This is a genomic window from Psychrobacter sp. UBA6739, assembly GCF_002453835.1.
Classification (GTDB): Bacteria; Pseudomonadota; Gammaproteobacteria; order Pseudomonadales; family Moraxellaceae; genus Psychrobacter; species Psychrobacter immobilis_A.
On record NZ_DKHR01000012.1, the window covers coordinates 5145 to 17810 of the forward strand.

The 12666-nt window shown below is 41.3% G+C and carries 12 protein-coding genes; 10 read left to right on the forward strand and 2 right to left on the reverse strand.

Going from position 1 to position 12666, the window contains the following annotated elements; all coding sequences use genetic code 11:
- Nucleotides 1–336 precede the first annotated feature (336 nt).
- The 4 genes from fabD (at nt 337) to lysM (ending at nt 3359) form a co-directional block, all read left to right on the forward strand.
- Nucleotides 337–1305, forward strand: coding sequence for an ACP S-malonyltransferase (gene fabD, locus B2575_RS03220; protein ID WP_087814664.1), 969 nt, complete (start codon nt 337–339; stop codon nt 1303–1305).
- Nucleotides 1302–2030: a 3-oxoacyl-ACP reductase FabG gene (gene fabG / locus B2575_RS03225; protein WP_045454442.1), complete on the forward strand. Its 729-nt coding sequence runs from the start codon at nt 1302–1304 to the stop codon at nt 2028–2030. Before fabD ends, fabG begins: the two co-directional genes overlap by 4 nt.
- Before the next feature lie 282 nt (nt 2031–2312).
- Nucleotides 2313–2549 (forward strand): acyl carrier protein, encoded by a 237-nt coding sequence (gene acpP, locus B2575_RS03230; RefSeq protein ID WP_025652201.1) that lies wholly within the window; start codon nt 2313–2315, stop codon nt 2547–2549.
- Nucleotides 2550–2849: 300 nt separating this feature from the next.
- Nucleotides 2850–3359 (forward strand): peptidoglycan-binding protein LysM, encoded by a 510-nt coding sequence (lysM, locus tag B2575_RS03235; RefSeq protein ID WP_055125278.1) that lies wholly within the window; start codon nt 2850–2852, stop codon nt 3357–3359.
- Nucleotides 3360–3460: 101 nt separating this feature from the next.
- Here the strand turns inward: lysM and queG are convergent, their stop codons facing one another.
- Nucleotides 3461–4693 carry a tRNA epoxyqueuosine(34) reductase QueG gene (queG, locus tag B2575_RS03240; protein ID WP_296240104.1) on the reverse strand — a complete coding sequence of 411 codons (1233 nt, stop codon included), beginning with the start codon at nt 4691–4693 and terminating at the stop codon, nt 3461–3463.
- A gap of 192 nt (nt 4694–4885) precedes the next feature.
- Here queG and B2575_RS03245 point away from each other — a divergent pair, with 192 nt between their 5' ends.
- On the forward strand, nt 4886–6613 hold the full coding sequence (locus B2575_RS03245) for an NAD(P)H-hydrate dehydratase (protein ID WP_296240105.1): 1728 nt from the start codon (nt 4886–4888) through the stop codon (nt 6611–6613).
- 8 nt (nt 6614–6621) lie between these two features.
- On the opposite strand, the gene B2575_RS03250 is transcribed toward B2575_RS03245, so the two are convergent.
- Nucleotides 6622–7119 (reverse strand): DUF4124 domain-containing protein, encoded by a 498-nt coding sequence (locus tag B2575_RS03250; protein ID WP_296240106.1) that lies wholly within the window; start codon nt 7117–7119, stop codon nt 6622–6624.
- Nucleotides 7120–7981: 862 nt separating this feature from the next.
- On the opposite strand from B2575_RS03250, the gene B2575_RS03255 reads away from it, so the two are divergent.
- From B2575_RS03255 to B2575_RS03275, 5 genes are all read left to right on the forward strand, one after another.
- A complete protein-coding gene (locus B2575_RS03255; RefSeq protein WP_296240107.1) occupies nt 7982–9814 on the forward strand; it encodes an acetolactate synthase 3 large subunit in 1833 nt (610 codons plus the stop codon).
- A complete protein-coding gene (gene ilvN / locus B2575_RS03260; RefSeq protein WP_045454430.1) occupies nt 9814–10311 on the forward strand; it encodes an acetolactate synthase small subunit in 498 nt (165 codons plus the stop codon). The genes B2575_RS03255 and ilvN overlap by 1 nt, the downstream gene beginning before the upstream one ends.
- Nucleotides 10312–10458: 147 nt before the next feature.
- Nucleotides 10459–11475, forward strand: coding sequence for a ketol-acid reductoisomerase (gene ilvC / locus B2575_RS03265; RefSeq protein ID WP_045446660.1), 1017 nt, complete (start codon nt 10459–10461; stop codon nt 11473–11475).
- Nucleotides 11476–11743: 268 nt separating this feature from the next.
- Nucleotides 11744–12169: a hypothetical protein gene (locus tag B2575_RS03270; protein WP_045454429.1), complete on the forward strand. Its 426-nt coding sequence runs from the start codon at nt 11744–11746 to the stop codon at nt 12167–12169.
- Between the two features lie 380 nt (nt 12170–12549).
- Nucleotides 12550–12666 (forward strand): cold-shock protein (locus B2575_RS03275; RefSeq protein WP_296240108.1); only part of this gene is annotated, 117 nt, incomplete at its 3' end.

The following is a 12666-nucleotide window of genomic DNA, read 5'->3' on the forward strand; positions in this document are numbered from 1 at the left end:
AAAGCCAAGTTATTTCGCTATCATATATTATGTGGCTAGATAACTTGGCTTTTTGCTATTGGCTTTTATGGTAGGTATTTGAACAACCTTTTACCATGTGCTTTTAGAAAATATGAAAATGAACCGATATACTCTACCATTTTAATGTGAGTGGTATCTTTTACTATACGTGTTTCAGTAGCATCCGCTATGATAATAGTGTGCGTCAGTGTATAGTTTATCGATAATCCGTTTTTTTAGACAAATACTAAAGCAACGGCTTTATATCGCCTCTAATAATATAATAAACCCCAATTGTTTTTAGGGATATTTCCAATTAAATAAGGAATATTGGTTATGGCCTCTGTACCCGATATGGTAAAAAAGCCGCCGACACGTATTGCGGTAATTTTTCCTGGTCAAGGATCGCAAGTAGTCGGGATGACTAGTGAGCTTGCTGAAATCTATCCAGAGATTCTCGATACCTTTACTGAAGCTAGCGCCGCGCTTGGTGAAGACTTATGGGCAATCTGTCAAAATGAAGAAAAACTCAATCAAACACAATATACTCAGCCTGCATTACTGACGGCCAGCATCGCCATTTGGCGTATCTTAAAACAAAAAATAACCACAGCGCCTTGTTATTTAGCGGGTCATTCTCTAGGTGAGTACAGTGCGCTTTGTGCGGCTGAAGTCATATCGCTTGCTGATGCGGTTAAATTGGTACATAAGCGTGGTCAGTTGATGCAAGAAGCCGTTGTAGGTGTCGATACTGCCATGGCAGCAGTGTTAGGGCTTGAGGACAATCGAGTAGAAAACTTGTGTGAGCAAGCGACTGAACATGTCGAGGGTGCCATTGTAGGTGCAGCCAACTTTAATAGTCCAGGACAAGTGGTGATATCGGGTAATGCTGCTGGTGTGAATGCCGTTATTGATAAAGTGCAAAACACCGGCAAAAAATCCATCCCGCTAAAGGTCAGCGTACCATCACATTGCGCGCTTATGGAGCCAGCCAGTAGTGCATTGGCTGAGATTCTGGCAGAAATAAAATTTGATCAAGCGACGATTCCTGTTATCCAAAATCGACATGCGCGTGTCGAGAGCAGTGCGGTCGGTATCAAGCAGGCATTAACAGAGCAATTAAGCCAACCAGTATTATGGTCAAAAACCATGCAAGAGCTGGCTGATAAACAAATTAATATTTTAATTGAATGCGGCAGTGGTAATGTATTGAGCAACTTGGCGAAGCGTCAAGCACAGCCAATTACGAGCTATCCTACTGACAAGCCCGCTCGTCTTGATAAATTAATGGAGGTGTTATCATGAGTCGTACGATTACTCTAGTGACAGGTGCTAGCCGTGGTATTGGTAAAGCCGTTGCCAAACGTTTCGCCAAAGAAGGACATTTTGTTATTGGTACAGCCACTACGGAAAAAGGTGCCGAGCTGATTGATGGTTATCTCCACGATAGTGGCGGTATTGGACGTGTTTTAGACGTGCGTGATACCGCACAAATTGATAAGCTGTTTGAAGAGATTGAGAGCGTCTACGGCGCAGTACAAGTCTTGGTTAATAATGCAGGTATCACCCAAGATGGTCTGCTGATGCGTATGAAAGATGACGATTGGGAAAATGTTATCGATACCAATTTGACGTCTGTATACCGCATGAGTAAACGTGCTGTGCGCGGTATGATGAAAGCACGCCGTGGTCGCATCATCAATATAACCTCTGTCGTTGCTCAAATGGGTAATGCAGGTCAATCGAACTATGCGGCGACCAAAGCAGGCGTCGAAGGGTTCAGCCGTACGCTCGCGCGTGAAATTGGCTCACGACAAGTGACGATTAATTGCGTAGCCCCTGGTTTGATCGAAACGGATATGACGGACGAGCTTGATGAGCGCCTATTGAACTCTATGCTAGACGCTGTACCTATCAGTCGCCTTGGACAGCCAGAAGACATTGCCGCCGCCGTACATTTCTTAGCCAGCGATGAGGCCAGTTATATCACAGGCGCTGTTATTCCTGTCAATGGTGGTATGTATATGTAGGTGATAAATAAGTGTTACACAGTTATAATAAAAAACTCTGTGCACGAGTGTAAACTATAATAAAGGGTGTTATAATGACGGATACTTTTATGTCAAAGCCCTGTATTATAGCAGGGCTTTACTAGACATCAGTCAAAATGTATAACCAGCTATAAAACAAGTTACAAAGTACTCGGATAGCTGTGCTAATCTGAAGATATGATTTTATATACAATGCCGTAGAGCCTAATGATAGGCCTATGGTGACTTGCCAAAATAATAGATCAAAAAGGAGAAATCTACATGAGTAATGATACCGAGCTAAGAGTTAAAGCTGCAGTAGCTGAGCAATTGGGTATGAATGTTGAAGATATCAACAATGATGCATCATTTATGGAAGACTTAGGTGCAGATTCGTTAGACCTAGTCGAATTGGTTATGTCATTTGAAAGTGACTTTGGCATTACCATTCCTGATGAAGATTCAGCAGAATTAACGACTGTTCAAAAAGCGATTGATTATGTACAAGCGCAGCTATAATTAGCTAGTGGCTTAGCGAGTTATTCTAGCCGCCTATCTGTAGAGATAGGCGGTTTTTTTATGTTCTTAATTTGCCATGGCAACAGGTAGTTATGTGATTAATCAATACGTTAACATAAGCTACGCCAAATCAACATTACTCAACATACTATTACTATCTACATCACCTATCTTTGTCTATACTCATAATGGTAAGCAGTAACAAAGTGTAGTTATATATAGTGTGGTTATATATGAAAGTATATGCCATTAAAAGAATAATGATGAATAATAAATAAGAATATTTAAAGGAGTATGTAAATGGGTATGTTCAGTTTCGCAAAAGATATCGGTGATAAAATTTTCAATCGTGATGACGCCAAACACGATGCCAAGTCAGAAACTAAAGCAGACGCCAATACGCCAGTACAGAGTAGCGAACCTTCTGCGCAATCAGTTGCTAATATTTTACTTCGTCGTATTCAGCAGCAGAATCTTAATATTAGCGATTTGAAAATCAAGTATAACGGCTCAACAGATACTGCAGAAATCAGCGGTAAAGCTAAAACACAAGCAGACCGTGAAAAAGCGATTATCGCCATTGGTAATGTACAAAACGTGGCCAAGGTAATCGATAATATTGATATCGAAGAAGATGCGCCTGAGTCAACGATGTATACAGTGAAATCTGGTGATAGCTTGTCTAAGATCGCAAAAGAGGTTTATGGTTCAGCGGATGATTATATGAAAATCTTTGAAGCCAATAAGCCGATGCTATCTAGCCCTGATAAGATTTATCCTGGTCAAGTACTGCGTATTCCTAAGCCATAATAGGCTTTTGAACTGTCAGAGATATGTGCGAAAAAAATAGAAAATGCCTCTTACTATAATAAGAGGCATTTTTTTGGCATATAGAAATATAAACTTAAGATTTAGAGATTTTTTAACTTCTCGTACTGTTCAGCTATGGCCCAATTGATATGTACATCGAGCATTTCGTTATGTACGCCCAACTTTGATTGTAACTGAGTAATGGTTTCTTCATTACCATTAGCATTTCCAAGACCAATCGCGATATTACGCAAAAAGTTCACATAGCCTGTGCGTCTAAGCGGGCTGCCTTCAGTTTTTTTCATAAATTCAGCTTCTTGCCATTGCCACAGCTCAAGCAAACTGCTGCTATCAAGGTTATGCCGTGGTGCGAAATCCTCTACAGGTGTAAGATTGGCGTAGCGATTCCAAGGACAGATAAGTTGACAGTCGTCACAACCGAAGATGCGATTACCAATCGCGCGGCGGTATTTTATATCAATAATACCGTCGTGCTCGATAGTGAGGTAGGAGATACAAGCTGCAGCATTGAGCTCATAGGGCGCAACAATCGCTTGAGTGGGACAGATGTCGATACAAGCGCTACAACTGCCACAATGCTCTTTGACCGGTTTGTCATCAGGTAATTCGAGGCTAATAAATAGCTCACCCAATACAAAAAATGAACCCGCTTGCTTGTTGATTAATAAGGTATGCTTTCCTGTCCAGCCAAGACCAGCAGCATCGGCAATGGGTCGCTCGAAAATAGGAGCAGAGTCGCTAAAAGGCCTAAAAATAAAATCTTGCTCTGAGCCTATATTGAGGTGTTGCCACTTAGGAAGCATGGCTTCTATCGTTAGTGCCAATTGCTTCAAACGACTGCGCATCGTTTTATGATAGTCGCGTCCTCTGGCATAACGAGCGATGATACCTTGATTGGGGTAGTCATTGTCAGTGATCGTACGTGGGGTTGGTGCTTGAGTCAGATAATCCATACGGACACTGATGATGGTTTTTGCCCCTTCTACCAGTTGGTCAGGATTTGCCCGCAGTTCATGGTTGTTATGCATAAACTGCAGTTGTCCCTCATAGCCTTTATCGAGCCATTGTTGCAATTGTACAATCTGCTTAGCAAATAAAGGATGATGCACAGATAAAAAACCACAGTCGGCAAACCCTAAAGCCTGTGCTTGGTCTTTAATCCATTGTTTGACATCTGCTGTGGTGGTAAATGTTGGGCTATTATTCACATTAATTTTTTTTTCGGACGCAGGCTTAGGTTCAGCAGAGGTTTGCTTAGCTGATTTCTGCTGGGTTGAAGAGATAGGCAAGTTTACTTTAGGAAGATTATTCATGTGTGACAGTAGGCGATAGAGTGAATACCGATATAATAAGCCAGTGAGCTAAGAGCGCAAGTATAAAAGCAAATAATTTCACATTCATATCGATACATACGTTGATGTAAGCGTTTGCTAAGCTGATAATAAATGGTAGTAATCATATCTCAATAAAATAAAAAATCAGCAAAAAATACTCAAGGATTAGTTATGAAAAATCAGATCAATTTATCACCTATAAAAAGTACAAAACCTATCCCGTTATATAGTAGTGAACAACTCTATGCGATGGAGCAAGCATGGTTTGTAGAGGGGCATGATAGTTTTGGGTTGATGAAACAAGCAGCCTGGCAAATGGCGCAACACATAGAACAATTATATGAACAAAAGCAATTAAATATATATCCATCAGCCACTACTTATGTGCCTCGTCAGCATCGAGTGAGCATTTGGGTTGGAAAGGGTAATAATGGTGGCGACGGTTGGCTCATTGCTTATTATTTACAGCAAATGGGTTGGCAGGTACAAGTGGTAACAGTGGGTTTTAAGAGTGATGATTTTGATACCAATGACACAACAGCATTTTCCGACGCACAAAAAGCCCTAAAAGAGGCACTATTGGCCAATTGCCCTTATCGACGCTTTGAAAATAGTGCTTGTGATCTAGAAGAAGGAATAGATGGTAATCTGCAAGCCGATGTTTATATTGATGCGCTGTTTGGTATTGGACTGGATCGTGCGCCTACAGGTATTTATAAAACAGCCATTAGCACTTTTAATGAGTTATCTGAACGAAATAGTACCTTGGCCATTGCGGTTGATATTCCAAGTGGTCTGGTGGCTTCGACTGGCGAGGTGTTTGAGCATGTGGCCATACAAGCTGATATAACGCTATGCTTAATTGCACGGAAATTCGGTTTGCATACCAAAGATGGTATGGATCATAGTGGCAAGGTAATTGATATACCGCTGATACCTTATCCAATAAATGATAAAAGATTCAGGCCAGTAGCAACACTGATTACTACTGCATATGGTCTAAGTCCTCGCCGTCAAAATAGCTACAAAGGTAGCTATGGTCATGTACTGATTATTGGCGGTAATCGTATCGATGGCTCACAAGGTATGGGCGGCGCGGCGATACTGTCTGCTTCGAGCTCGATGGCGGCAGGAGCGGGTAAAATTACAGTTGCTTGCCATGAGGCTTTTCATAGCGCCCTATTAACGTCGCTACCAGATGCAATGACGATTAATTTGCATGATATGGACGGAGTGCAGGAGTTAATCAAGTCAGCCACTGTGATTGCGATTGGTATGGGGCTTGGTCGTGATGAAAAAGCAAAAGTGTTGTTTATAAAGTATCTACAAACTGCGATGACAGCTAAAAAGGCAATAGTGATTGATGCTGATGGACTTTATCATTTGGCATCATTGCAATTAGAGCATCATGAATTGGTCAGTCAGCTGCGAGAATATAGCGTTAATCATCAAGTTTGTTTGACACCGCACAGTGGCGAAACTGCTAGATTACTGAATAAGAGAATCAGTGAGGTGGAAAGCAATAGACTACAAGCGATAAAACAGTGCGCTATAACTTATGGTGGTGAATGGGTGCTAAAAGGCGCAGGTTCTTTGATATTAGAGCAGGGCTTAGACGAGCACCACGTTTATGTTTGTGCTGCCGGTAATGCGGGTATGGCGACGGCCGGCATGGGTGATGTGTTATCCGGTGTCATTGCTGGTCTGCTAGCACAACAAGATTTATCGTCAGGAATGCAAAGCTTGCATCAAGCGGTTGTTATACATGGATTAGCAGGGGATACGCTGGTCAATCAGAGTAATAATACGTTATTGGTTGGACAACGAGGACTACAAGCTCAGGATATGCCAGCAGCCCTTCGTCATGTGATGCAGCTATTGATTAACGTCTATAATTAGCATTAAGCCTAGGTAGTTGAGTTGCCACAATACTGATCAATTGCCTGCTGTACGCGTTCACGTTTGAGCTCAATTTCACGACCGTCTAAATATTGACGCTTGCCATTTGCATCCATCTCATAAATACGTCCGCCGACATTCAAGTTGGTCAAATTATTGCGGAGTGACTGGCAACGCTGTGCATTGGCTTGTGCTTCTTGCTCTTTAATCCGTGCTTCAAGCGCTGCAACTCTTTGCTCTTCTACGCTTTGAGTATTAGTACTTTGATTGGCATCTGTTTTGCCAGCCAATTGTCCTGCATTGCTTTGTCTGCCATCACTACGAAATTCAATCAGCTCAATGTTTTTACCATTTTGCGGCGCATGTTGGCTGTATTTGACTTCACCATGTGCACCAACAGATTTGTAAACTTGAATAGCATGACTGGCATTCATCGACAGTATTAGCACATACGCAGTACTCACAAGCAGTTTGGTAGCAGTATTTATTTTAGACGCATATGCCATAGTAGCAATCCTCTCAAGGGGTAAAAAACAGATGTGTATATATGTGTCAATATAACATTTAAGTGTTGGAATGGTACTAAAAATGTACCCGCTTTCGATTCTAACAAATAATCCTTATGAATGTATATTATTTAATAACTAATAGTTAGGGATGGGCTTTAGAAGTTTTTCTTGACAATAGCTCACAAACCATCGAATATAATAGCAGTTGATTGGTCAGTGAGCGGCTTTTATGATATTGCCGTGGCACTTGAAAATGAGGACGATAGGTTACTTATCAGTGGCTTACGCAGTTTTCGTTTCTTTGTGACAATGATATTGCAAAGATAGTAATTATAACGATTGTTATCGATGACTTTATGTATTGTCTCCGGACTTATCTGTCTACAATGACTAAGATAAACTTATTATTTGAAATGCGCTAAGCGTGACTCTAGCGGTTGTATTAAACATGGAAAAATATTCAGCAATTCAATCTTTTTAATAAGCCTATCGTAAAATCTAACCATTTTACAAATTAGTATTGGCTGTGAGAGTGATTTAAATTGTGAATATCAATGCCCCTGTACAAATCAATCTGTTGTAAATGCTATCTGCTATTTATCAATAATAAGCTTCTTTTATAGATGCACACGCATCTTGTCACTGTACATCGATAGACTCCTGCCATAAAACTGACCCTACATATATTGCTGTGTTTGAGTAGCCTGCTGTCTTATAAAACAGCGTTACTTAGAGATAGTGGGCACACATTCTTGATATGGATAAGGATTTGCAGCCATTTCTATAAGACGAACCATCTTGTGTAAATAGCATGGTTTTCTCTTATAAATGAACGCCAATTCTTGACAAAAAAAAGGTGATGACAGTGACGCAAACCACGCAAAGTCCGAATATGACGGGACATACCCAAACGGGGAATGCCGCCAAAAATTTTGAAGAAAAGCAACAACGCTTCGCTGAGGGTAGTGAGCAACCTATAATGCTATCTGGTGCTGAGATGTTGGTGCAATCACTGACTGATGAGGGCGTCAAATATATTTTTGGCTATCCAGGTGGTGCGGTTCTTCATATCTATGATGCTTTGTTTCAACAAGAAAATATTGAGCATATTTTAGTACGTCATGAGCAAGCAGCCGGTCACATGGCAGATGCTTATTCGCGAGTCACAGGGCAGACAGGTGTAGTATTAGCGACGTCAGGTCCGGGTGCTACTAATACCGTAACGGCTATCGCAACAGCGTTTATGGATTCTGTGCCGATGGTGGTTATCGCAGGTCAGGTACCTAGCAGCCTAATTGGGGAAGATGCCTTCCAAGAAACAGATATGGTCGGTGTATCACGTCCTATCGTGAAGCATAGCTTTCAAGTGCGCCACGCTAGCGAAATCCCAATGATTGTCAAAAAAGCCTTTTATATTGCTCAGTCTGGACGCCCAGGTCCTGTAGTCATTGATGTGCCAAAAGATATGACCGCGCCAAGTGAAAAGTTTGCTTACGCTTATCCAGAAGAAGTGTTTATACGTTCGTATCAGCCGTCATTAAAAGGTCATAGTGGTCAGATTAAAAAAGCGGTTGAAACGCTGCTTGCTGCAAAGCGTCCGATTATTTACTCTGGTGGCGGTGTTGTTTTAGGCAATGCGCATAAAGAGCTTACTAATCTTGCGCACCGTTTAAATTTACCAGTAACCAATACCTTAATGGGCTTGGGTGCGTTCCCTGGTTCTGATAGTCAGTTCTTGGGTATGCTCGGTATGCATGGCACGTATGAAGCCAATATGACCATGCATCATGCCGACGTCATCTTGGCAGTTGGCGCACGTTTTGATGACCGTGTCACTAATAATGTCAAAAAATTCTGTCCAAATGCGACGATTATTCATATTGATATTGATCCTACCTCTATTTCAAAAACGATTAATGCGCATATTCCGATCGTGGGCGATGTCAAATCTGTCCTGACCGATATCATAGAGATTATCGGTGAAGATAAAGAGTTAGATCAACCAGCATTGTTGGATTGGTGGTCACAGATTAATGAGTGGCGTAAGCGTCATGGCCTGCGTTATGACACCAGCACTGATAATGGCATTAAGCCACAAGCGGTCGTTCAAGCCTTAGATAAAGTGACGAATAGTAACGCTATTATCACCAGTGACGTCGGTCAGCATCAGATGTTTGCCGCGCTTTATTATACCTATAATGAGCCGCGCCAATGGCTAAACTCAGGTGGTTTAGGGACGATGGGTGTTGGCTTGCCGTATGCGATGGCAGCCAAACTTGCTAACCCTGAGCGTGACGTGGTTTGTATCACGGGTGAAGGCTCTATTCAGATGAATATTCAAGAGCTCTCAACCTGCTTACAATATAATTTGCCGGTTAAAATCTTAAATCTAAATAACGCCCAATTAGGTATGGTGAAGCAGTGGCAAGATATGCTGTACGAAGGTCGTCATGCCCATTCTTATATGAATTCACTACCAGACTTTGTCAAACTCGCTGAAAGCTATGGTCACGTCGGTATCAAGATTACTGATCCTGCGACCATGGAAGCGCAATTGGCGGAAGCCATGGCAATAACAGATAGATTGGTATTTATTGACGTTTATGTCGATCGTAACGAGCATGTATATCCGATGCAAATCGCTGGGCAAGCAATGCGTGATATGTGGTTAACAAAAGGGGAGCGTACCTAATGCAACAACAACATCTGATTTCGGTATTGATGGAAAACGAAGCGGGTTCGTTGTCGCGAGTGGTCGGTTTGTTCTCTCAACGTGGCTACAACATTGAAACTTTGAACGTTGCGCCAACAGACGACTCGAGCATTTCTCGCTTAACATTGACCACTATTACGTCACCTGAAAAAATAGAACAAATCACCAAGCAATTGCATAAATTGATTGAAGTGGTTAAAGTGCTTAATCTATCAGATACCGTACACGTCGAACGCGAGTTGATGCTCATAAAAGTACGGGCGACGGGTGGCGTACGTGAAGAGATTAAACGCAGTGCTGATATTTTCCGTGCACAAATCGTTGATGTGAACGCCAATCTATATACCATTCAAATCGTCGGTGACAAAGCCAAACTTGACGGCTTTATTGATGTGATTGGTCGTGAACGTATTATGGAAGTGGTGCGTTCGGGTGTGATTGGTATTGCACGCGGCGAAAAAACGCTCAGTTTATAATGGGTACTTACTGTACCTATTGTAGGTCAAATTATTTATTCAAACATTAACATAGCGCTTATCTCACCCATCACTTCGATAAGGTGATTATAATTTAAGTGTTTATTTATCCATGGCAAGCCATGATTTAGGAAAAGGACTCTGTTTATGAACGTTTATTATGATAAAGATTGTGATCTATCAATCATCCAAGGCAAAAAAGTTGCCATTATTGGTTACGGTTCACAAGGCCATGCACACGCGCTTAACCTACAAGATTCAGACGTTGATGTGACCGTTGGTCTACGTGCTAACTCTGGCTCATGGAAAAAAGCGGAAAACGCAGGCTTGAAAGTCGCAGAGGTAGAAGAAGCGGTAAAAGCTGCTGATGTCATCATGATTTTGACGCCTGATGAGTTCCAAAAAGAGCTTTATAACGACGTGATTGAGCCTAACATCAAAGAGGGCGCGACCCTAGCCTTTGCTCATGGTTTTGCGATTCATTATAACCAAGTCGTACCACGTGGTGATCTTGATGTCATCATGGTTGCGCCAAAAGCACCCGGTCATACGGTACGTTCAGAGTTTGCAAAAGGCGGCGGTATCCCTGATCTTATCGCTATCTACCAAGATGCTTCAGGTCAAGCCAAACAATTGGCATTGTCATATGCTGCTGGCGTTGGTGGTGGTCGTTCAGGTATCATCGAAACAACCTTTAAAGATGAAACTGAAACTGATCTATTCGGTGAGCAAGCAGTACTTTGTGGCGGCGCAGTAGAGCTGGTTAAAATGGGCTTTGAGACACTAACAGAAGCAGGCTATGCACCAGAAATGGCTTACTTTGAGTGCTTGCATGAGCTTAAGCTTATCGTAGACCTCATGTATGAAGGCGGTATCGCTGATATGAACTATTCAATCAGTAACAATGCTGAATATGGCGAATACGTAACTGGTCCTGAAGTCATCAATGAGCAATCACGTGAAGCCATGCGTAATGCCCTAAAACGCATTCAGTCTGGTGAGTACGCGAAGATGTTTATCTCTGAAGGCGCAACCAACTATCCATCAATGACGGCTCGTCGTCGTAACAATGCAGAGCATCAAATCGAAATCACTGGCGCTAAGCTACGTGGCATGATGCCTTGGATCGGTGGTAATAAAATCATCGATAAAGAAAAAAACTAATTTAGTATTAGGCTATTAAGAGATTAATCGTTGATATAGAACTAAGAGCCCATGCTATTACTTAATAGTGTGGGCTTTTTTAGTTTGCACTACTTTAATGAAATTTTAACCACAATCGCTTTGGTGTTGGTTGAAAACGACCAATCGATGCCTCATATATCTAGCCTTCATTGATTTTTGAATATTCTTAGTGCAACCAATTGCTGATTAATTATCAAGACGATTGAGTTGCGCGTTCTTATTTTTTATAGATTATAGGTTGTGTGTTGTGCAAATATCTTATCCAGACTGGCTAACGCCGCAATTCGTATATATTACTCTTAGCGCTGTGGTAGCTGTTTTAATATGGATAGAAGGGGAGATGCTCAAAAAAACCGATGGCAAATTGCCTAAGTCTAAGTTTTTTCAAATCAGCTCACTCTTGGATACTTTGTGGTTCTTTATTTCCGTTGTCATATTATATGTGATTGACTTGACGCCACTAGCCATTACGGTACCTGCTGCTTATGGCATCTATACTACCTTTGGATGGATATACGGGACGCGTTTACTAAAGCGTAAAGGTATTCCTGATTCTCCTAAAGACTTGGTGATACCTGCTAAATACATCGCCTATAGTCAGTCATTTTCGCTGATATTTTTTGCGCTTTGTTTGTTAGTATTAAGTTCACCGTGGTTACCGATATCTCAATAAAGCATATGCTGACTTATCACCTATTTATTATTTGAGATAATGCTGTCATCAACTTAAATGACACCTTTACGTTAGAATGATAGATAGTAAATAATATAAAACATCTTTCTTATCAATGTATTAGATAGTATTTAATTGGCTTTCGTGACTTTTAAAAACGGCTTGTCGTTGTTTACAAAAATCATCAATTTAACCTGTTGCGATTATAAAAAGCTGCTATAATCAGCCTGTACTCAAAAGATTTTAGGTCGTAATTTCAAGCTATCTAACGATATTTTGATCGTATTGACTGTTGCATTTAGCAGAAAATAGTTTGGGTATATATCAATTAATCGGTGATGACACACGTCTCGCCAACAGTTAAAGAGTTAGGAAAATTTATGTCAGATAAAGTTGAAGGCACTGTAAAGTGGTTTAATGAAGCTAAAGGTTTTGGTTTTATCGCTCAAGACAATGGCGGACAAGACGTATTCGCTCACTACAGCGCTATCCAAGGT